The organism is Pantoea sp. GABEPS69 (genome assembly GCF_045780835.1).
In the GTDB taxonomy this organism is placed as follows: Bacteria; Pseudomonadota; Gammaproteobacteria; order Enterobacterales; family Enterobacteriaceae; genus Pantoea; species Pantoea septica.
In genome coordinates, this window is sequence record NZ_CP118620.1 from 53,774 (window position 1) to 74,949 (window position 21,176).

At 58.2% G+C, this 21,176-nt stretch carries 19 protein-coding genes and 2 pseudogenes; 10 read left to right on the top strand and 11 right to left on the bottom strand.

Features of this window, described 5'->3' with window-relative positions; all coding sequences use genetic code 11:
- Positions 1–2: 2 nt before the first annotated feature.
- The 8 genes from PVE98_RS22600 to PVE98_RS22635 all read right to left on the bottom strand — a co-directional run bounded on the left by PVE98_RS22600 (position 3) and on the right by PVE98_RS22635 (position 8,461).
- On the bottom strand, positions 3–1,529 hold the full coding sequence (locus PVE98_RS22600) for a carbohydrate porin (RefSeq protein ID WP_033755604.1): 1,527 nt from the start codon (positions 1,527–1,529) through the stop codon (positions 3–5).
- 158 nt (positions 1,530–1,687) lie between these two features.
- Positions 1,688–2,614: an aminoimidazole riboside kinase gene (locus tag PVE98_RS22605; RefSeq protein ID WP_033755602.1), complete on the bottom strand. Its 927-nt coding sequence runs from the start codon at positions 2,612–2,614 to the stop codon at positions 1,688–1,690.
- Between the two features lie 270 nt (positions 2,615–2,884).
- Positions 2,885–3,622: an anti-sigma factor gene (locus PVE98_RS22610; protein WP_033755601.1), complete on the bottom strand. Its 738-nt coding sequence runs from the start codon at positions 3,620–3,622 to the stop codon at positions 2,885–2,887.
- Positions 3,619–4,092, bottom strand: coding sequence for an RNA polymerase sigma factor (locus tag PVE98_RS22615; protein ID WP_033755679.1), 474 nt, complete (start codon positions 4,090–4,092; stop codon positions 3,619–3,621). The genes PVE98_RS22610 and PVE98_RS22615 overlap by 4 nt, the downstream gene beginning before the upstream one ends.
- 45 nt (positions 4,093–4,137) lie before the next feature.
- Positions 4,138–4,677, bottom strand: a complete 540-nt coding sequence (locus PVE98_RS22620) for a cytochrome b (RefSeq protein WP_033755600.1) — start codon at positions 4,675–4,677, stop codon at positions 4,138–4,140.
- Positions 4,674–5,732 carry a catalase family peroxidase gene (locus PVE98_RS22625; RefSeq protein ID WP_033755598.1) on the bottom strand — a complete coding sequence of 353 codons (1,059 nt, stop codon included), beginning with the start codon at positions 5,730–5,732 and terminating at the stop codon, positions 4,674–4,676. Before PVE98_RS22625 ends, PVE98_RS22620 begins: the two co-directional genes overlap by 4 nt.
- Before the next feature lie 138 nt (positions 5,733–5,870).
- Complete coding sequence (locus PVE98_RS22630) at positions 5,871–6,887, bottom strand: substrate-binding domain-containing protein (RefSeq protein ID WP_033755596.1); 1,017 nt, start codon at positions 6,885–6,887, stop codon at positions 5,871–5,873.
- Positions 6,888–6,961: 74 nt separating this feature from the next.
- On the bottom strand, positions 6,962–8,461 hold the full coding sequence (locus tag PVE98_RS22635; protein ID WP_313620817.1) for a PTS transporter subunit EIIC: 1,500 nt from the start codon (positions 8,459–8,461) through the stop codon (positions 6,962–6,964).
- Positions 8,462–8,940: 479 nt separating this feature from the next.
- Here PVE98_RS22635 and PVE98_RS22640 point away from each other — a divergent pair.
- The 6 genes and pseudogenes from PVE98_RS22640 to lldD all read left to right on the top strand — a co-directional run bounded on the left by PVE98_RS22640 (position 8,941) and on the right by lldD (position 14,413).
- Positions 8,941–9,638 (top strand): IS1-like element IS1A family transposase gene (locus tag PVE98_RS22640; RefSeq protein ID WP_224481720.1). Its coding sequence is split into 2 segments (ribosomal slippage): positions 8,941–9,190 and positions 9,190–9,638, totalling 699 coding nucleotides; the frame shifts between segments, so codons are not numbered across the junction.
- Positions 9,639–9,655: 17 nt separating this feature from the next.
- Positions 9,656–9,757, top strand: a pseudogene (locus PVE98_RS22645) (flagellar biosynthesis anti-sigma factor FlgM); the annotation flags it as partial.
- A gap of 11 nt (positions 9,758–9,768) precedes the next feature.
- The gene (locus tag PVE98_RS22650; protein ID WP_033755977.1) at positions 9,769–10,212 is read left to right on the top strand and encodes a flagella synthesis protein FlgN; all 444 of its coding nucleotides are present in this window, start codon (positions 9,769–9,771) and stop codon (positions 10,210–10,212) included.
- 593 nt (positions 10,213–10,805) lie between these two features.
- Positions 10,806–12,455, top strand: a complete 1,650-nt coding sequence (lldP, locus tag PVE98_RS22655; RefSeq protein WP_033755975.1) for an L-lactate permease — start codon at positions 10,806–10,808, stop codon at positions 12,453–12,455.
- A complete protein-coding gene (gene lldR, locus PVE98_RS22660; protein ID WP_033755973.1) occupies positions 12,455–13,216 on the top strand; it encodes a transcriptional regulator LldR in 762 nt (253 codons plus the stop codon). The genes lldP and lldR overlap by 1 nt, the downstream gene beginning before the upstream one ends.
- A gap of 12 nt (positions 13,217–13,228) precedes the next feature.
- Positions 13,229–14,413 (top strand): FMN-dependent L-lactate dehydrogenase LldD, encoded by a 1,185-nt coding sequence (gene lldD, locus PVE98_RS22665; protein ID WP_048786605.1) that lies wholly within the window; start codon positions 13,229–13,231, stop codon positions 14,411–14,413.
- A gap of 71 nt (positions 14,414–14,484) precedes the next feature.
- On the opposite strand, the pseudogene PVE98_RS22670 reads toward lldD, so the two are convergent.
- Positions 14,485–15,048, bottom strand: a pseudogene (locus PVE98_RS22670) (methyl-accepting chemotaxis protein); the annotation flags it as partial.
- Positions 15,049–15,102: 54 nt separating this feature from the next.
- Between PVE98_RS22670 and PVE98_RS22675 the strand changes: the two are divergent.
- A protein-coding gene (locus PVE98_RS22675) for an IS1-like element IS1A family transposase (protein ID WP_224481786.1) occupies positions 15,103–15,800 on the top strand; the annotation gives its coding sequence in 2 pieces (ribosomal slippage) (positions 15,103–15,352 and positions 15,352–15,800; 699 coding nt in all).
- Positions 15,801–15,900: 100 nt separating this feature from the next.
- On the opposite strand, the gene PVE98_RS22680 is transcribed toward PVE98_RS22675, so the two are convergent.
- A complete protein-coding gene (locus tag PVE98_RS22680; RefSeq protein WP_033755728.1) occupies positions 15,901–16,389 on the bottom strand; it encodes a GNAT family N-acetyltransferase in 489 nt (162 codons plus the stop codon).
- 94 nt (positions 16,390–16,483) lie between these two features.
- Between PVE98_RS22680 and PVE98_RS22685 the strand changes: the two genes are divergently transcribed.
- The gene (locus PVE98_RS22685; RefSeq protein ID WP_033755726.1) at positions 16,484–17,410 is read left to right on the top strand and encodes a LysR family transcriptional regulator; all 927 of its coding nucleotides are present in this window, start codon (positions 16,484–16,486) and stop codon (positions 17,408–17,410) included.
- Positions 17,411–17,520: 110 nt separating this feature from the next.
- Here the strand turns inward: PVE98_RS22685 and PVE98_RS22690 are convergent, their stop codons facing one another.
- On the bottom strand, positions 17,521–18,468 hold the full coding sequence (locus PVE98_RS22690; RefSeq protein ID WP_033755724.1) for a LysR family transcriptional regulator: 948 nt from the start codon (positions 18,466–18,468) through the stop codon (positions 17,521–17,523).
- A gap of 167 nt (positions 18,469–18,635) precedes the next feature.
- Between PVE98_RS22690 and PVE98_RS22695 the strand changes: the two genes are divergently transcribed.
- Positions 18,636–19,973: an MFS transporter gene (locus PVE98_RS22695; protein ID WP_033755723.1), complete on the top strand. Its 1,338-nt coding sequence runs from the start codon at positions 18,636–18,638 to the stop codon at positions 19,971–19,973.
- Positions 19,974–19,989: 16 nt separating this feature from the next.
- The gene (locus PVE98_RS22700; RefSeq protein ID WP_033755720.1) at positions 19,990–21,162 is read left to right on the top strand and encodes a M20 aminoacylase family protein; all 1,173 of its coding nucleotides are present in this window, start codon (positions 19,990–19,992) and stop codon (positions 21,160–21,162) included.
- Positions 21,163–21,176: the final 14 nt, after the last annotated feature.

Here is a 21,176-nt window from a genome sequence, read left to right on the forward strand (position 1 = left end):
TATCAGAACCAGGTTTCCATCTGTACGCCGACATTCCACTCACCACCGGCCTTAAAGCCGCTGCTGCCAAAGGCATCATCTGTGGCGTAGTTATCCAGGCGGTGATCCCAGTCCATCCAGCTGGCGAACAGGCGGATTTCAGGACGTTTTAGAAATTCCCCGACGTCGCTCGCCTTCAGCGTCGGCGCCATGGTTAATTTGTAGAAGTTGCCGCTAACGGCGTTGCGGTTGTTGTAGCCTGCAGGACGCAGATCCATATACTGCCAGGAGCCTTCATACTGCATCTCGAAATTCTGGGTAATTTCCTGAATCAGACGCAGGTTAGCGGTAACCCATTTATAGCTGTCGCTTTTGACGTAACGGTCTTTACTGCTTTGCGCCAGTAGCGCCGGTGCGACATGCCAGCCCTCGCCGAGCGGCGTCATGCCATAACTGGCCAGACGCCAGGTATCAGCTTCCGGCAGCAATGCGCCATCGGCACCGATGGTTTTCACCTCAGCGCCTAAGCCGTGACCATAGAGCAGAGCGGTTTTCGATGACCCTTCACGCAGGCCATAGAAGCTATCGCTGTGTAGTCCGATTAGCGCATGCACACCGTTGTTCGCTGCATCGTTTTTAACGCGATTGCCGTCAATATCGGTGCGCTCATTATTATCTTTAGCGCGCATGCCGCTCACCATCAGCTGCAGCGGCCCTACAAAATTATTCAGAGACAGAATGTAATTCTGTGCGGTGTTGTCATTATTCTCGATATCACCGAAGGTACGACCGTAAATCGCCAGGTTGCTGCGCGCTTCGTCGCTCCACTTGACGTCATAGATGCCTGCGCCGGTGCCAGCAAGAAACACCACGTCAGAATCAATCCAGTGAATATCGAAGTTATCGCGATCAAAGCGCTTACCAGCCCAGACGGTACTGTCTTTGAACGCACCAGTGAACGTGGGCAACTGTCCAAGTTCCACGAAAGCCTGACGCAGGTTGAGATCGCTGCTGGCGGCACTCCAGTCATTGTAGGTTCGCTGACCGTCGGCCAGCATCGCCTTGAACCTGGTCGTCGCGCCGTTAGCGAGGATTTGCTTATGTTCGAGATTAAGCTCAACGTAGGTATCGGGTTCGTTGCCGAGTCGGCCAACGTGACCGCCGGTTTCTCCTGCCGGCGTGACGGTCGGGCCGCCCTGCGTTTTTGCTGCGGAGCTATTCATCAGCAGCCCTGAACGCGCGTAGCCATGGAATTCAAATCCATCTGTATTATTCCTGCTACTCTGTTCTGGTTTCTCGGCGCGCGGTTCTCTCTGTTCGTTCACGATCTGGGGCTGCTGTTGCTGCTGTTGCGCGGCAGTCAGCTTCTGTGCCTGATTCTCAGCAGCCAGCGCGCGGTATTCCGCAGCACTGGCCCGCTGTTCAGCTGCAGCCAGGCGTTTTTCCATTGCCGCGAGACGCGCTTCAATACTTTCCATGGAGTTAGCCGCCCAGGCGGGGCCAGAACTCAATAATGTGCCGAGGCTAAGCGCTAAAAGACGTTTTTTCACTGGTTTGCATCCCTGAGGTAAGGCCATCATCAATAAAACGTTATTGCTAAACCGATTTAGGTCAGCATCATAGTTGTGCTGATTTTGAAAGCGCAACGGAATTTGCTAAACCGGTTTAGTTGATGTGAGGCATGTCTCAAAACAGGGAGTAAAAGCGATTACTGACTGAGGTGATCCTGCAGTTGCGGGTAATCAGGCAAAGCTGTCATTGCCCCTTTGGCTGTTGTCGCAAGCGCGCCGCATGCCTGTGCGCACTGCAGACGTGCCGCCAGTTGCGCAGCATCAGCAGGAAGCCCGTTCTGCGCAAGTCCCCATAACAGCCCTGCGACAAAGGCATCGCCAGCACCGGTTGTATCGATGCTGAGTACGGGCTTCGCCGGATAGTGAACAAGCCCGTCGTTATACCAGGCCCATACGCCTGCGCTACCCTGAGTGACCAACAGTAATCTGATCGCAAAATGCTTCGCCAGCTCCTCGATAGCGGCTTCAACGTCGGCGCAATCCGCTATCCATATCAGCTCTTCCTCGGAAAGCTTCACAACATCTGCCAGTTGAAGTGCCTGCCTGATACAGCGATGGAGTTCAGCTTTATCCTGCCAAAGATCGAGTCGAATATTGGGGTCAAAACTGACATAGCCGCCTGCGTCACGCACTGATTTCATTGCCTGTAAGGTGGTGCTTCTAGAGGGTTCCTGAAGCAGTGCAATTGAGCAACAGTGTAACCAGTCGTGAGGGATAAACTGAGGAAGATCATGGCGTTCCAGAAATAAGTCCGCGCCTGGGCGAACCATAAATGTGAAGGTACGTTCACCCTCGGCGTCCAGTGCTACTACCACGGTTGAAGTGCGGTGCGTCTTATCCATCAACATGCAGGAGACATCCACATTTTCCCTCTCAAGCACTTGTCGCAAAAAGCGTCCGAAAGGATCGTCTCCCACACGGCCAATAAATCGACTGTTTCCTCCAAGCCGGGCGATTCCCACCGCCACGTTAGCCGGCGCGCCTCCAGGACATTGCAGGAGACGCCCGTCCTCTTCAGGAAGCAAATCAACCACCGCATCACCTAAACACCAGATTCGATTCATCAGTAAACTCCAATAAAAAGCTAAACCGATTTAGCTATGTGGCGATAGTATGCATTAAGGATTTGGACATTGTCACGGCTGTTAATAATGCCAGGCAGCAGGTAAAGGCAGATAACAGATTTGGATGGCGCTCTTACAAAGGATGCCCGGTTCCATGATAGTGTCCCCAGCCCCTCCTCCGGCTCAAACAACCGGGATAAAGAGAGAGCCGGGCATGTTGGCGTAGCGGTTATGATTTAGCTGACGTTATTGTCGATGGGCTTCCTGATATCACCCCGTTACTTCTGAGAGCGCTTTACGCACGTCGCCGGTCGCCGCCGCATCAAGCGGCGTGACCAGGGCATAATTGTAATGCTCATCACTCCAGTACTGCGCCATCACATTCTCGGCTTTGCGCTCGCCGTGCGGCAGCTTAACCGGACTGAGCGGCCGGATATACCAGGCGAGGCGGGTGCCGTGCGCATCCTGATACATCACCAGCGCCGCCGGGCCCTGCGCCGTTGCTATCAGGCGCGCGCCGAGCGGTTTAAAGCCATACTGCTCCAGATTAGGCGGCAAATTGCCGTTGATAAAATAGCGCCCGACCCAGCTCGCCAGCTCGTTTTGCTGGCTGGCGACCACGTCCATCGGCGTCAGCGTCGCATTGCCGAACAGCTTATAGGCCTGCACCGCATCTTCCATCGGCAAATGACCGGCCATTTGCGAATCTTTCAGCTGCCAGCCGGTAAAGCCGCCGACGCTAAGGGATAGAACCAATACGCAGGCAAGCGCCAGCTTTCGCTGCCGCTGCTGCCGCGCACGGCGGCGAAAAGCGTGCGGCTCGGGCGTTTCCAGCGTCTGCTTTTGCTGGTGCATCGCCTGCCGCAAAAGCTGCATCTCATAACGCATCTCCGCCACGCGTCCGGCAGCCTGAGGATCCTCCGCCAGATACCGCTCGACGCGTCGTGCGGTAGCGTCATCCGCTTCGCCATCTATCCAGGCGTGCAGATCCTCTTCGTCGGGTTTCATTTCAGTCTCCTTAGGGGTAACGGCTTGACCTTGCCTTCTAATTTCTCATGCAGCAGTTTTCGCGCCCGGGAGAGACGCGACATCACCGTTCCCAGCGGGATATCCAGCGTCTCGGCCGCCTCTTTATAGCTCAGCCCCTCCACGCTCACCAGCAGCAGTATGGCGCGATAATCGGTCGGCAACGTCGCGAACAACGCCAGCGTATCGTCTGCAATCGCCATCGACTCCGTAGAGCTACTCAACGCCTCCTCGCCGGTAAAAAAGGCGAGAAGCGTTCGATAGCGCTTCCGCCGCCGTTCGCCGTCGATAAACTGCCGATAAAGAATGGCAAACAGCCAGGCGCGCAGGCTCTGCTCATCCCGGCTCTGCGGCGTTCGCGTCAATGCCTTGATTAAACAGCTTTGCACTAAATCATCAGCGCTGTGCGGGCTGCGGGTCAGCCACAGCGCGAAGCGTTGCAGATGCGGCATCACGTCCCGGATCTCTTCGTCAGTCAGCTGCGACACAGGCTTTCCTCAGCGTTTGCGGGTTCCCGCCATACTGTTAAACACACCGTCGCGCAGTACCAGCGCATGCAGTAACGCCGCCGCCAGATGCGCCATGATGGTCAGGAAGAGCAACAGCGCGACGATGGAATGCAGCGGACGCAACAGCGCGTACCAGTCGTTATTCACCGGCACGATGGCCGGCAATACGAATCCGCCGCCGAGGGTCACCGGATAGCCCGCCGCCGAAAGCATCGCCCAGCCAATCAGCGGCTGAGCCAGCATCATTGCATACAGCGCCCAGTGCGACAGGTGCGCCAGGGCGCGCTGCCAGGCGGGAATCGAGCCGGGCAGCGGCGGAATGGCGGTATAAAAGCGCAGCCACAGCCGAACCACCACCAGCACGAATATCATCAGGCCCAGCGGCTTGTGAATCGCCACCAGCAGGCCGTGCAGCGAGGAGACGGTCGACACCATCGCCACACCGATAAATAACATAGTCATTATCGCCAGCGCCATTAGCCAGTGCACCAGACGCAGCGCGGGATGAAAATAGGTTACCTGTTTCATAATGGATGACCTGCCTGTTCAGACTGTTCGCGGGTGCGCTGGTTATAGGATTTGGCATAGGCCGCGGAGCGCGCATTCAGTAAGGGATCGTCGGAGGCGGCGATGCCATCGGGCAGAATCAGCGGATCGTAATTGATATCGTTGCACGGGCCCTGCTGCTGAGGCAGCGAACGGGTCACCACCAGCGTCCCGGCATTAATGGTCTGGCGATCGGCAGGCCAGACTTTCGATGCGTCGTTACCCGCATCGCCCGCGCCAGCCAGGGTTACCATCAGATCCCATTTCAGCGGCCCGTTCGCCAGACGCTGCGCAAGATCCTTTTGCAGGAAATCTTTGTCGGTTTTCCCTTCCGCGGTCTCTGGCTGACGGGGCGTTTGCGCCACCATACTCCAGCGCACCAGATGCGCAGCGCTGGATTTGTCGATAAAACGGAAGGCATTCAGGCTGTTGAAGCTGTCGCTGCTCCAGCTGGACGAGGGCACGTACCCTTTTATCCAGGCGAGGAAAGGTTTGATTTCCGGATGCTGAAGCACAAAGGCTTTCATTCTGGCCGGATCGGGTTTGCCGGTAGCCGGATCGGGTCGCGAAGCGACCTGCTGATCGTAGAACCCCTGCACGGTGGCAACCGGAAAGAACGGGATCGCATTCATGCCGGTACGCCACTGCTGTCCGTCCGCCTGTTGAAACAGCAGCGCCATACTGCGCACCGGAACGGCATAATCGGGCGCCCCGGGGTTGCCGCCGGCGATGGCAAAGCGCCCCGTTACCGGCGTCGTCGCGCCCTGCGCGAACAGCGGCGCGCGCGAGAAGACGCTGGCGTTGCCGGTTGCCCTAAACTCGCCGATGATGCAGACCCCTTTGGCGTGATTGCGCCGATACCCAGGATGTTCGCCGCCGGACTGCTGCAATGCCGTAACCAGCTTATCGGCGGAGAGACGCTGCGGCGCCAGCCAGCCGCCGGCCCATAAAAAGACGATGATCAGCGCCAGCGGAACCATGCCGACCAGCGCGAGGCGCGCGACTTTCTGGCCGGTGGAAAGTGAAGAGTTCGTCATAGGATAGGATCGCCTGTTTGCAAAGAGCGCATAAGACGAACCAGCGACAGCTTTATTCCCGAGGCATAAGATTTTTTTTCGGCTGCGGGGAAACCGCTCAGGCTGTCGGTGACGACGTGGAAAACAAGCGGAGCGGCGTCATGCAGACTCGCGCACGACAAGTTCGCCGCTCAGCAAGATGCGCTGCCTGGGCAAACCAGGATCCCGGATGTTGCTGACAATCAGCTCTACCGCCTGCCGTCCGGTTTCCTCGCTCGCGGATGAGACGTAGGTCAAGGAGGGAGACGTAAGATTGACCTGCAGCATATCCTCAAAGCCGACCAGTGCGACCTGCTGCGTCAGGAAGAGATCCTTGCCTAAAGTGCGCCCGACCTGCTGAATGCCGTTAAGACAGCCAATCAGCGCCGTCGACGAATGACAGAGCAGTGCGGTAAGGGTGTTGTTTTTTTCCAGCAGGTGGCGCGTCGCCAGACTCGCCGCAAAGGTATCGTCGCTGCAGGCAGGCGCGAGCTCGTCCTTGTGCGCAATACCGTTTTGCAGCAGGCTGGCCCGCAGCCCCTGCAGACGCTGCGTGCGCAGCAGCGAATCCGCTTCGCCGCCGATATAGCCGATATTACGATGGCCGCGATCCAGCAGATAGCGCGTCGCCAGCGCCGCAGCCTGTCGATTGTCGCGCATTACCAGATTGCACGTTTCGCTGATTAGCGTCTGCGAGACCACCACGAACGGTAAGGGGCAGTGTCGCAGCCGCTCCGGCACGGTGGGATTAACGGTGTCGGACGTCAGGTAGATAATGCCTGCGACGCCCTGCTGTTTAAACGAGAGCAGGCAGCGTTCCAGGCTCGCCTCGTCATCGTGCGGCTGACCGAGAAACAGCATAAATCCCTTTTTCTCGAGCTCTTTAACCACGCTCGCCATCACCTTAACGGTATAGCTGTCGCTGAAGTCGCAGAGGATAAGCCCTATCAGATTAGAGGTGCTGGCGCGCAGGTTGGCGGCGGCGACGTTATGCACGTACCCCAGCCGCTGGATAGCGGCCTGAACCTTCTCGATAGTCGCATCGGAAATCTTGCCTTTCTGCCGTAAAACCAGCGAAACGGTAGAGACCGATACGCTAGCCTCTTTAGCCACATCGATGATGCTGACTTTTTTCAAACCTGCTCCTGATAACAATCCGATCCATTATTCCAGCGCGCGCTCCCGCCGAAGCCGGAGAGCGCCGCTGCCTGCTATTTGGCCATCATGGTCGACATCGTCTGCGCGATAAACTGCGCACGGGCGCCGAAAATAACCTGAATGCCCGTATCACCGACAAAGACCACTCCGCGCGCGCCGACGCCGTTAAGGCCATCCTTATCGACCAGTTCGCTTTTCACTACCTCAAGCCGCAAACGGGTGATGCAGGATCCGACAGTATTGATATTTTGCGCCCCGCCAAGCAAGCCGATAATTTCGGTCGCAATCTCGTTATCCGATTTATCGTTCATATTGGCCGTCACAAGGGTGCGGCCTGGCGTTTTGATATCAAAGCGGCGGATAACATAGCGGAACGTAAAGTAGTAAATCAGTCCCATCGGCACGCCGATGATCACGGCGTTGAGGAAGTGGGTCTGATAACCGTTGAACGAGGGCAGAATGCCGAATGAGAGGTAGTCGATAAATCCGGCGGAAAATGATTTAGCGATATGCGCATGCATCAGATACATCATCATGTAGGCCAGCCCCGCCATGATGGCGTTAAACACGTAGAGGATCGGCGCGACAAAGATAAAGGTGAACTCAACCGGTTCGGTTATCCCCGTCAGGAAGCAGGTGAGCGCGGCGGAGAAGAGGATCCCGGCGGCGATTTTTTTATTGGCCGTTTGCGCTTCGTGATACATCGCCAGGCAGGCGGCAGGCAAAGCAAAGAGCATCAGCGGGAACTCGCCCTGCATGAACTTGCCGGCGTTCTGATAGGAGTCGCTGTTGAAGGATTTAACGCCCTCTTCCAGCATCTTAAACCAGATCGTCTGGTCGCCGTGGATCACCTGGCCGGCGTGCGTGGTGTAGTCGCCGAACGAATACCAGAAAGAGGGATACCAGATATGATGGAGCCCGAGCGGAATCAACGCGCGCTCCACTAACCCGAAAATAAAGGTGGAGGCCGCCTGATTATCGCCGTTCACCACCACAGAAAGCGCATCGATGCCCGACTGGATATGCTGCCAGATATAGGGCAGCAGCAGCCCCATCAGAAAGGATAAGCAGGCCGTAGCGATGGCGACGAAGCGCTTGCCCGAAAAGAAGCCGAGGAACTCAGGCAGCTGCAGCGTGTGAAAGCGGTTATAGCACCAGGCGGCCAGGATGCCGCAGAGCAGACCGCCAAACACCCCCATTTGCAGCGTGGGTATGCCGACCACCATCGCATATTTTCCTCCTTGCGACGCCATCTCCGGGGTAATGCCCATTACCGTGCCGATAGTGATATTGGTAATAAAAACCGAGACGGCGGCGGAGAGCGCCGCAATGCCCGACTCAGACGCCAGCCCGACGGCGGAGCCGATGGCGAACAGCATCGGCAGGTTGTCGAAGATGACGCCGCCGGCGTTCATCATCAGCGGCAGATGGAATTTGTCACCGAATGCCAGCAGCAGACCAGCGGCTGGCAACAGCGAGATAGGCAGCATAAGCGCGCGGCCGATCATCGATAGTTTGGATAACGACTTTATCAATCCTGAGAACAGACTCATGCTGCTTTCCCCGATTTAAGACCCTGGATGACACTTTTTAAGTGCTGTTATAAGTGGTAGAACGTTCTACTAGAACGTTCTACTCATCATTCGAGAAGCCTGTTCAACAGGCAACTGATATTTGGCCTTCAGCCAGAGGATTTACTGATATTTTTGAAGTGGATCGTAAAAGCTGGGCTGCGTACCTGAACGCGCCCGCTTTTTGAGCCAGAGAGTGAAGAGCACGTGCCGAAGGAATGCCTGAGGTCATCGTCACCCCATGAACGGGATGGAAAGAGGCAGTGTGAGTCGCTTAGCAGGGTGATACAGCGCATAAATACGCTCTGCTAATCAGGGCTCGCCGGTATTGATGAAGCAGAAAAGGCGAATTTTTCCTGTTCACTGCGAACACTTATAAAAAAGCGCGATTTCATTCAACAATGTGGGTGATGCTGCCAACTTACTGATTTAGTGTATGATGGTGTTTTTGAGGTGCTCCAGTGGCTTCTGTTTCTATCAGCTGTCCCTCCTGTTCAGCTACTGACGGGGTGGTGCGTAACGGCAAAAGCACTGCCGGACATCAGCGCTATCTCTGCTCTCACTGCCGTAAAACATGGCAACTGCAGTTCACTTACACCGCTTCTCAACCCGGTACGCACCAGAAAATCATTGATATGGCCATGAATGGCGCTGGATGCCGGGCAACTGCCCGCATTATGGGCGTTGGCCTCAACACGATTTTACGTCACTTAAAAAACTCAGGCCGCAGTCGGTAACCTCGCGCATACAGCCGGGCAGTGACGTCATCGTCTGCGCGGAAATGGACGAACAGTGGGGCTATGTCGGGGCTAAATCGCGCCAGCGCTGGCTGTTTTACGCGTATGACAGGCTCCGGAAGACGGTTGTTGCGCACGTATTCGGTGAACGCACTATGGCGACGCTGGGTCGTCTTATGAGCCTGCTGTCACCCTTTGACGTGGTGATATGGATGACGGATGGCTGGCCGCTGTATGAATCCCGCCTGAAGGGAAAGCTGCACGTAATCAGCAAGCGATATACGCAGCGAATTGAGCGGCATAACCTGAATCTGAGGCAGCACCTGGCACGGCTGGGACGGAAGTCGCTGTCGTTCTCAAAATCGGTGGAGCTGCATGACAAAGTCATCGGGCATTATCTGAACATAAAACACTATCAATAAGTTGGAGTCATTACCCGCGCGTCGAAAAGATTAAACAGGCGATGCGCAACGGCGAACTACAGATGGACGCCGATAAAATCGCCGACGCGCTGCTGCGAAATATCCTTGAAGAGGGGTGACAGAGGCGCTCATGGAGAGTTTACAGGCCGCCTTAACCAGGCTGCAGGAAACGCTCAGTGAACTGGATGGCGTGCTGGCCGAAGAGATCAAACAGCTCAGCGGCGCGACTATCCATCCGGTTTCCCTTCAGCACCTTTCCGATATGAAAAGCCGCCTGCTGGCGACTGTCGCCTGGCATGACGAACAGCGGAAACAGCAGGAAGATCGTCTGCAGCTGTTTGCCCCCTATCAGCCGCAGCCTGCGCTGGCCGCACAGTGGAGCGTCATGCTGCCGATGATTAAACGGGCCAGCGAAATGAACCAGCAAACCCGCCAGCTGCTGGAGATGCATCTGCAGCGAGCGCGCCATTTAACCCGCGCGATAGATAAAACGGCGGCGGCCCCCGGGCTTTATACTGCTGGCGGGCAATCGGACTCTAACGGCTCGACGCGCGCTTACGATATTACTATCTAGCCGCCCTGGGGTGGCGGTCTTTACCCTCCTTTCCCGCTGTGCGATGGCGGTCTTTAACGCCCCTTTCCCGCTGTGCGATGGCGGTCTTTAACGCCCCTTTCCCGCTGTGCGATGCCAATACTTAATGCGCTTTCTGCCATGCGATGGCGGTCTTTATCCCCCTTTCCCGCTGTGCGATGGCAATACTTAATGCCCCTTCCGCCGTGCGATGGTGAGCTTTAACGCCCCTTTTTCGTTAGCGGGGGCTCTCCTGCTCCGCCATGCGATAACCGGCTGACGCCACGAAATAGCTCTTCGCGGCCTCATGGCGCTCCTGATGCTACCGCCCGCTGGCCGCTTCAGCGGCGCTAAACGCTTTGCCGCCTGCACGCCCGCGAAATTGGTCCTACCAAAACCTGTTGTTTGTGACAAATCTTCCAGCCTCAAATGAAAGTTTTAGCGAAAGATTGCATTCATCCCCGCACCAGATAAACAATTCTTTAACATTTACGCGCTTTTTGGTCTGACCAGCCTTGCGGCTGCGTGCTGTCTGACTGCGGCGCTCCCCGACCGCTGCCGTTTACAGGCAGGCACTCTTCTGGAGAATCAGGATCATGCAAAACTGGCAGCAACTTTACGATCCGCTCGATAATATCTGGCTGTCGAGCCTGATTGCGGCGCTTCCCATTCTCTTTTTCTTTTTCGCGCTGACGCGGCTGCGGATGAAAGGCTATCTCGCCGGCACCATCACGGTGCTGATCGCGCTGGCGGTGGCGCTGCTGTTCTACCGTATGCCGATCGACCAGGCGCTCGCCTCCGCCGTTTACGGTTTCTTCTACGGTCTGTGGCCTATCGCCTGGATTATCGTCGCCGCGGTGTTCGTGTATAAAATTACGGTGAAAACCGGCCAGTTTGGCATCATTCGCAACTCCATTTTGTCGATTACCGAAGATCAACGCCTGCAGATGTTGATCGTCGGCTTCGCCTTCGGATCCTTTCTGGAAGGCGCCGCCGGCTTCGGCGCGCCGGTGGCGATCACCGCCGCGCTGCTGGTCGGTTTGGGCTTTAAGCCAGTCTACGCCGCCGGGCTTTGCCTGATTGTGAACACCGCGCCGGTCGCCTTCGGCGCGATGGGCATTCCGATTATCGTCGCCGGCCAGGTCACCGGCGTGGATGCAATGGCGATCAGCCAGATGGCGGGGCGCCAGTTGCCGTTCCTGACCATGATCGTGCTGTTCTGGGTCATGGCGATCATGGATGGCTGGCGCGGGGTGAAAGAGACCTGGCCTGCAGTGGTGGTCTCCGGCGGCTCTTTCGCTATCGCCCAGTACCTGACCTCCAACTTCCTCGGCCCGGAGCTGCCGGACGTGATCTCCGCACTGGTCTCCCTGCTCTGCCTGACGCTGTTCCTGCGCGTCTGGAAGCCGGCGCGCATTTTCCGCTTTGCTGGCGAGGAGGAAAGCGGCGAACCGCAGCGCGTCGAGCGCTACAGCGCGGCGCAGGTGATGCGCGCCTGGATGCCGTTCCTGTTTTTGACGCTGACCGTCACCCTGTGGAGCATTCCGCCGTTTAAGGCGCTGTTCGCACCCGGCGGCGCGCTGTATGACTGGGTCTTCTCTTTCGCCGTGCCGTTCCTGCATCAGCAAGTGATCAAGATGCCGCCGGTGGTCGCCACCGCCACGCCTTACGCCGCTATCTACAAGCTCGACTGGTTCTCTGCCACCGGCACGGCAATTTTTATCGCTGCGCTGCTGTCGGTGATCTGGCTGCGCATGCGCCCCGCGCAGGCGATAAGCGCCTTTGGCGAAACCCTGCGCGAGCTGGCGCTGCCGATTTACTCCATCGGCGCGGTGCTGGCGTTCGCCTTTATCTCCAACTATTCGGGCCTCTCTACCACGCTGGCGCTGGCACTGGCCCATACCGGCAACGCCTTCACCTTCTTTTCACCGTTTCTCGGCTGGCTGGGCGTATTCCTCACCGGCTCCGATACCTCCTCTAACGCGCTGTTCGCCGCCCTGCAGGCGACCACCGCGCAGCAGATCGGCGTGCCGGAGGTGCTGCTGGTCGCCGCCAACACCACCGGCGGCGTTACCGGCAAAATGATTTCACCGCAGTCGATCGCTATCGCCTGCGCCGCGGTGGGGCTGGTCGGCAAAGAGGCCGACCTGTTCCGCTTTACCGTTAAGCACAGCCTGATTTTCACCTGCATCGTGGGGATTATCACTTCGCTGCAGGCCTGGGTTTTCCCGTGGATGATCCCGTAATGCATGAAGAACAACGCCTGGCGGAGAGCCTGGCGCAACGCCTGAGGGCTTTTATTGACGAGCAGCGGCTGCAGCCGGGCGAACGGCTGCCGGCGGAGCGCCAGCTGGCGCAGCAGCTGACAGCCTCCCGTTCGTCGCTGCGCGAGGCGCTGCAGAGACTGATCAGCGAAGGGGTACTGATCAGCCGGCGCGGCGGCGGCAACTTTATTGCCGAACGCCCGGCGGACTGGTCGGCGTCGCGGCTGGTGATGCCGCTCAGCACCCTGCTGGCGGACGACCCCGGTTACCGCTACGACGTGCTGGAAGCGCGCATCGCCATTGAATCCAGCACGGCGTGGCACGCCGCGCGCCGCGCCACGCCGGAAGACAAAGCGCATATCGAGCGCTGCTATCAGATGATGCTGCAGGTCAGCGATCGCGACGATCCCGACCTGGCTGCCCACTCCGACGTGCGCTTTCATCTGGCGATCGCCGAGGCCGCCCACAACCTGGTGCTGCTGCAGGCGATGCGCGGTCTGTTCGATCTGCTGCAGTCGTCGGTGATGCAGAGCCGTCAGCGGATGTACACCGCGCCGGAGATTTTCCAGCAGCTGGCGGTGCAGCATCAGGCGATCTGTCAGGCGATTATCGCCGGCGATGCCGAACGGGCGCGCAGCGTCACTATCCACCACCTTGAATTTGTTGACGCCACCATGCGCAACCTGCATGAGGAAGAGGCGCGACGGGCGCGCAGTATGCGCATTCCGGACAGTAAAGCGTAAGCGAGGACTACCGTGATTATCTCATCAGCAAAAGATTACCGAGCCGCAGCGAAAGCCAAAGTGCCGCCGTTTCTGTTTCACTACGCCGACGGCGGCGCTTATGACGAGTACACCCTGAAACGCAACAGCGACGATCTGGCGCAAATCGCGCTGCGCCAGCGCATTCTGCGCAATATGTCCTCGCTGAGCCTGGAAACGCAGCTTTTCGGCGAGACGCTATCGATGCCGGTGGCGCTGGCGCCCGTCGGCCTGTGCGGCATGTATGCGCGTCGGGGCGAGGTACAGGCGGCGCGCGCGGCGGATAAAAAGGGCATTCCTTTTACGCTCTCCACCGTGTCGCTCTGCCCGATTGAAGAGGTTGCCCCGGCGATGCAGCGCCCGATGTGGTTCCAGCTCTATGTGCTGCGCGATCGCGGCTTTATGCGCAACGTGCTGGAGCGGGCGCAGGCGGCGGGCTGCTCGACGCTGGTGTTTACCGTCGATATGCCGGTGCCGGGCGCGCGCTATCGCGATGCGCACTCCGGTATGAGCGGCCCGAACGCGGCGATGCGCCGCTATCTGCAATCGGCGCTCTATCCGCAATGGGCCTGGGATGTCGGCATTCATGGCCGCCCGCACGATCTTGGCAATATCTCCGCCTACCGCGGCGAGCCGACCCACCTGGAGGATTACATTGGCTGGCTGGGCAATAACTTTGACCCTTCGATCTCGTGGAGCGACCTGGAGTGGATCCGCGATTTCTGGAAGGGGCCGATGATCATCAAAGGCATCCTTGACCCGGAGGATGCGTGCGACGCGGTACGTTTCGGCGCGGACGGTATCGTGGTATCGAACCATGGCGGCCGCCAGCTGGACGGCGTACTCTCCTCGGCGCGCGCGCTGCCCGCCATCGCCGACGCGGTAAAGGGCGAACTGGCGATCCTGGCGGACGGCGGCGTACGCAGCGGGCTGGATGTGGTGCGCATGATCGCGCTGGGCGCGGATACCGTGCTGCTGGGCCGCGCGTTTCTCTATGCGCTGGCGGCGGCGGGCGAGGCGGGCGTCAGCAATCTGCTGAACCTGTTTGAAAAAGAGATACGCGTGGCGATGACGCTGACCGGCGCGCGCTCGATCGCGGAAATTACCCGCGATTCGCTGGTGCAGGCGGCGGCGCCGATGGAGCCTGACGCGCTGGCGAAGGCGGTAGCCAACGACTAAGGCGCGGCCATAAAAACAGAAAACCCGGCGGAGAGGCCGGGTTTTTTATCTTATCTGCTCACGCCTGAGGCTCAGAACTGTTCCCAGCCCCCCTGTGAGGCGGTCGCCGCGGCCGGCGTCGGCGTCAGCACGCGCGGACGCGGCGCGCTGACCGCCGGACTGCGCTCAAAGCCGCGCTGCGCGGTTTTAAACACGGCCACCGTCTGTTCCAGCTGTCGCGCCTGATCTTCCAGCGACGAGGCGGCAGCGGAGGACTCTTCAACCAGCGCGGCGTTCTGCTGCGTGGTGGTATCCATCTCGGTCATCGCCTGGCCGATCTGCAGGATGCCGCGGCTCTGCTCTTCGGAGGCGCTGGCGATCTCGTTCATGATGCCGCTCACCTGAGAGACGGAGCGCACGATGTCATCCATCGCCTGCCCGGCGCTGCTGACCAGCCGCGAGCCATTATCGACCTTCTGCCCCGCTTCATTGATCAGCGTTTCAATTTCGCGTGCCGCCGTGGCGCTGCGCTGTGCCAGACTGCGCACTTCGCCTGCCACCACCGCAAAGCCGCGGCCCTGCTCGCCGGCGCGCGCTGCTTCCACCGCCGCGTTCAGCGCCAGAATGTTGGTCTGGAAAGCAATACCGTTGATCAGGTGATGCTGCCAACTTACTGATTTAGTGTATGATGGTGTTTTTGAGGTGCTCCAGTGGCTTCAGTTTCTATCACCTGTCCCTCCTGTTCAGCTACTGACGGGGTGGTGCGTAACGGCAAAAGCACTGCCGGACATCAGCGCTATCTCTGCTCTCACTGCCGTAAAACATGGCAACTGCAGTTCACTTACACCGCTTCTCAACCCGGTACGCACCAGAAAATCATTGATATGGCCATGAATGGCGCTGGATGCCGGGCAACCGCCCGCATTATGGGCGTTGGCCTCAACACGATTTTACGTCACTTAAAAAACTCAGGCCGCAGTCGGTAACCTCGCGCATACAGCCGGGCAGTGACGTCATCGTCTGCGCGGAAATGGACGAACAGTGGGGCTATGTCGGGGCTAAATCGCGCCAGCGCTGGCTGTTTTACGCGTATGACAGGCTCCGGAAGACGGTTGTTGCGCACGTATTCGGTGAACGCACTATGGCGACGCTGGGTCGTCTTATGAGCCTGCTGTCACCCTTTGACGTGGTGATATGGATGACGGATGGCTGGCCGCTGTATGAATCCCGCCTGAAGGGAAAGCTGCACGTAATCAGCAAGCGATATACGCAGCGAATTGAGCGGCATAACCTGAATCTGAGGCAGCATCTGGCAAGGCTGGGAAGGAAGTCGCTGTCGTTCTCAAAATCGGTGGAGCTGCATGACAAAGTCATCGGGCATTATCTGAACATAAAACACTATCAATAAGTTGGAGTCATTACCCGGAATGTCGACGCAGGAACGCTAAAAATAGCGCAACCGCGCTGCCGGACTTAGACACTAAGGTGCGCTGTACGCGAGAAAAGCCTCAAAGCGTTTCGCGCGCGGCGAACTTCTCCAGAGCGGGGCCGTCAAGCCGGTAGCGCACCCATTCACTCAGAGGAAGCGCATCGATGCTGTGGTAAAACTCTTTGGCAGACTTATCCCACTCCAGCACGTTCCACTCAATACGGCTGCACTGCCGTCTGACCGCCAGCTGAGCGATATACTGCAGCATCGATTTGCCCGCGCCGCGTCCCCGGTAGTCAGGGGTAAAGTATAAATCTTCCATATTAAGGCTGCTGCGGCCCAGCCAGGCGGAGTAGCTCATGGAAATCACTGAATAACCAGCAATTATGCCGTCAATCTCGCAGATATAGGCTTCGGCATTGGTTTCGGGGGAAAACAGCGAGTTTCTAACCTCTTCAATATCGGGAACAGATTCCTGCGGCGCCTCGCGGTAAACGGATAAGCCGTTGATCATATTATAAATGGCGTCAGTATCTTCCAGGCTGGCCTGCCGGATCGTAACACGCATAAATTTTCCCTTAACCAAACCGTTTGATGGCGTTAAGGATAATCGGTATCGTTCAATGAATTAAGTGCAATAAAATCAATTAAAGGTGAATTCCATGCATCATGTGCTGCGACGGCTCGACCTTAACCTGTTGCCTGTGTTTGATACAGTCTTCCGGCATCGATCCGTCAGGCTTGCGGCAGAGGAGCTCGCGATGAGCACCTCGGCGCTGAGCCATGCGCTGACCCGGCTGCGCGATTTTCTGAAGGATCCGCTGTTTTATCGCGAGGGGCATAAGATGTGTCCCAGCGTTTATGCTTATCAGCTGGCGCCCCACATCGCCGACGCCCTCTCCGCTCTCAATCAACACCTCAGCCCGGTGCAGCCTTTCGATCCGCTCAAGAGCCAGGAGGCGTTTCGCATCGCGGTGACAGATTATACGGCGTTCAGCGTTTTTCCCGGGCTGATGAACAGCATTCAGAAAACGGCGCCGGGCATCGATTTCGAGCTCTGCTATTTGCCTCATAATCCGGCGCTGAACGAGCTGTTGGCGGGCGAAGTGGATCTGGCGCTGAGCTTCAGCGAACCCGATGGGATCAGACATCCCGATCTGGAAGAGATCGACCTCTTCAGCGACGAGTTTGTGGTGCTCAGCCATGCCGCGCGCGCGACCCTGACGCTGGAGGAGTATCTTGCTGCCGGACATCTGGTGGTGACGCCCTGGAACGAAAAGAAAGGGCTGCTGGACACGCACCTGGCGCGAATCGGGCTGACGCGGCGTATCACGCTAAAAACCCCGTCGATGCTGAGCTCCCCTTTTATCGTCGCAGAGAGCGAACTGCTGATGGCGATCCCCTCTTCCGTGGCACGCCGGCTGGAGCAGATCGCTAACGTGAAAACCTTTCCGGTGCCTTTCGCCGTGCCCCGCTTTACCGTAAAAATTTACTCCCACAAACGCAGCGGGAAAAAAAGCTCGACAGACTGGCTTAAAAACACCATTTTTCAAAGCGTTCAGCAGAAAAAAGAGTGCGCGAGCAGCTAAAGTCATTAGGGCGCCGATGCATACCTACCCTGCTTTCGGCTATGGCGAAGCGGCACGGCCGCAGGAGAAGCAGCGCGTATATAGAGAAGCGTTTTTATCGCTCGCCGCGATTAATCGCCAGCGTCGTCGAGCGCCACCATTTCGTGCGCTTCGCCTTGCTGCAGCCAGTCGCGGCTGTTAACGCGTAACATTTCGATAAAGGCGTGCCCCGCGCTGGAAAGACGACCGATATTCGGGCAAAGGATACCGATACGGGTGGCGGGCAATACCTCTTTCACCGTTAGCGGACGCAGCCTGTCGTGATAGCCGGGAAAGCGCAGGCGAACGGAGGTCCACATACTCACCATCGGCGCTTCGTCCATCATGCGCGCCATTATCCATGGCGATGAGCAGTGCGTAATGCGGGAGGGCAGAGGCAGGTTATAACGGCGAAAGACCTGCGCCAGAATGGAGTGTTCGCCCGGCTCATCCCAGTCCAGCCAGTGAGAATCCAGCAGGTTGCGCAAAGATACTCTGTGCGTCACCGGATGATCTTCTCCAACGATAAGGGTATTGCTCAAGGCGTACAGGGTTTCATGGTACATCGGCGCGGTTCCCATGCCGGCCGTAGCGGAGATGATCGCCAGGTCGATGCGATTATTTTCCAGTGCCTCGTAGAGCTGATGCGTACGCGCCTCCATCGCAATGATTTTTACGCCCGGCAGGCGCTGCTGAAAGCGCAGCAGGGTGGTGGTAAACGGGCCCCAGGCGGCGGCGGAGGTAAATCCGATGCGCAGCTGGCTCATCGACTTGCCCAGCAGACTGTCGATTTCCTCACGCGCCTGGCTCAGAGACTGATCGATATCGCGCGCATGGCGCAGCAGCACCTGACCATACTCATTCAGCGTAGCGCCGCGCGAGGTGCGCTCCAGAATGGGCATGCCGATCTCCGCCTCTATCTCCTGAATGGTTTTACTGATGGCGGGCTGCGTCAAATGCAGCGTCCGAGCGGCTTTGCTGAGGCTGCCCTGCGCCGCGACCTCCAGCAGTACGTCAAGCTGGTTCAGCTTTAATTTCATTTTGTTCCTCCCCACCGCGGCGTGCCTGGATGGTGCAAAAAACGCGCTATAAAAGGTCAGCCAATATAACCTGACCTATAAAAATTACTCATGGTTGATATACATTTATTTTATGGCAATAGTGCTGTTTCTCACCTTTTCCGCGTCATTACCCTAAGGATCAGCGTATGAAACAGACCGCCCGATATGCCTCTGCGGACACCGAGCTTTCCGCCTCGCTCTCTGTTCCTGACGCGGCTCTCTCACGGCCGCGCAGTCGGCAGGCGAAATCGCTGCTGGCGGTGACGCTGGGAAATGGCCTGGAGATTTATGATTTCACCGTTTACAGCTTTTTCTCCGTCATCATCGGTCATCTTTTTTTTCCTGCCAGCAGCGATTCCGCCTCGCTGCTGCTGGCCGTTGCGACCTTCGCCGTAGGGTTTATCATGCGTCCGCTCGGCAGCCTGCTCCTGGGGCAGTATGCCGACACGCACGGCCGTAAAGCAGCTCTTACCCTGATAATGGGACTGATGGCGATGGGCGTGATGATGGTGGCCTTTACGCCTGTTTACGCGCAGATCGGCCTTTGGGCACCGTTGCTGCTGGTGACCGGGCGGATGTTGCAGGGATTTTCAGCGGGCGGCGAAGTCGGTGCGGCAACCAGCTGGCTAATGGAGGCGGGAAATAAATCGCAGCGCGGCGTGCGCGTGAGCTGGCAGATGGCCAGTCAGGGTGGCGCGGCGCTAACAGGCGCCGCGCTGGGCGCGCTGCTGACGCACACGCTGAGTAGCGAAGCGCTCTACGCCTGGGGCTGGCGCATTCCGTTTATTCTCGGGCTGGCGATCATGCCGGTGGGGATCTATATCCGCCGCCATCTTCACGAGCCGCCCGTCACGCAGGCGGCGCGGCAGGAAAATCCGGCGCGCGAAATCTGGCGCACGCATCGCCGCAAACTGCTGCTGGGTATTCTGCTGGTGATGAAAAGCACGACGACATTTTATCTTATCGTCTACTACATGCCGGCTTATATGGTGCATACCCTGCACCAGCCTGCCGCCGCCTCATACTGGATCAGTATTATCGCTGCGCTGCTGACCCTGGTTGTGCCCTTTTTCGCCGGTAAGCTCGCGGACAAGCTACCGCGACGCAAACCGATCCTGCTCGCCTGCGCGCTCGGATCGATGCTGCTGATATGGCCCATTTTCGCCGCTTTGCAGCAGGGCGCGTCAATGCTGCTGGTGCTGCTGCTTATCGCGGTCGATCAGGTACTGGCCAATATCAGCGCGGTGGCGTTCTTTCTTTTGATTCTTGAAGCCTTTCCGCGCCAGGTGCGTGCATCGGGCATGGCGCTGGTATATGCCATCGGCGTGACGCTGTTCGGCGGCTTCGCCCAGTTCAACGTTACCTGGCTGCTAAACGTCACCGGCGAGGCCATGGCGCCCGCCTGGTATCTTCTTTTTAGCGCGGTCGTTTCGCTGACCGCCCTGCTGGCCTGGCGTGAACAGGCCCCGCTTGCCGACGACTGACCCTGAAGGAGAGAGTATGTTGATCACTGAAATCCTGGAATATGAAGCGGAGATGATCGCCATTCGCCGCGATTTTCATCAGCATCCGGAGTTAGGATTTGAAGAGTTCCGCACCAGCCAGCGCATCGCCGAGCTTCTGACCGAATGGGGATACGAGGTGCACCGAGGCCTGGGCGGCACCGGCGTCGTGGGCACGCTGAAGGTGGGCAACGGCGAAAAACGTCTCGCCCTCCGGGCCGATATGGACGCCTTGCCTATGCAGGAGCTGACCGAGGTGCCGTGGCGCAGCACGGTCGCCGGGAAAATGCATGCCTGCGGACACGACGGACACTGCGCTATCCTGCTGTCGGCGGCGCGCTATCTGGCGGAGAAGCGCCCTTTTTCCGGCACCCTGCATCTGATTTTCCAGCCCTCCGAAGAGTCGGTCGGCGGCGCGCGGCGGATGATGGAGGACGGCCTTTTCACCCTGTTTCCCTGCGATGCCATATTCGGCCTTCACAATATGCCGCTGCTGCCTGCCGGCACGTTCGTCACCAAACCCGGCGCGCTGATGGCCTCCTCTGACAGCATGACCATTACGCTGCAGGGCAAGGGCGGGCATGGTTCAACGCCGGAGAACTGCCGCGATCCCATTGTAGCGGGCGCGGCGATAATCATGGCGCTGCAGACCATTGTTTCGCGCAATGTCGATCCTCAGGAGGCGGCGGTGGTCACGGTAGGCAGCCTGCAGAGCGGCGCGACCCATAACATCATTCCCGATAAGGCGGAACTGAAGCTCAATATGCGCACCTTCAGCCAGCAGGTACGCGAGTCGGTTAAAGCCAGGATCCAGACGCTGGTCCAGGCGCAGGCGGAAAGTTTCGGCCTCACCGCGCGCATTGAGCCCGACTTTGGCTATCCGGTGACGGTTAATCATGTGAAGGAGACGGAATTCGCGTTACAGGTGGCGCGCGACGCGTTCGGCGCCGACAGCGTTGCCGATCCGCAACAGGTGAAAAGCGTGATGGGCAGTGAAGATTTCGCATTTATGCTGGAGGCGCGCCCGGGCTGCTATCTCTGGCTGGGAACCGGCACAGGCGAGAACGACTATGCCGTGCATCACCCCCTGTATCAGTTTAACGACGCCTGCATTTCAACGGGCGCCACCTATTGGGTGCGGTTAACCGAGGCCTTTTTGCCGCGCCGGTGAGTCGGCGTGGCATG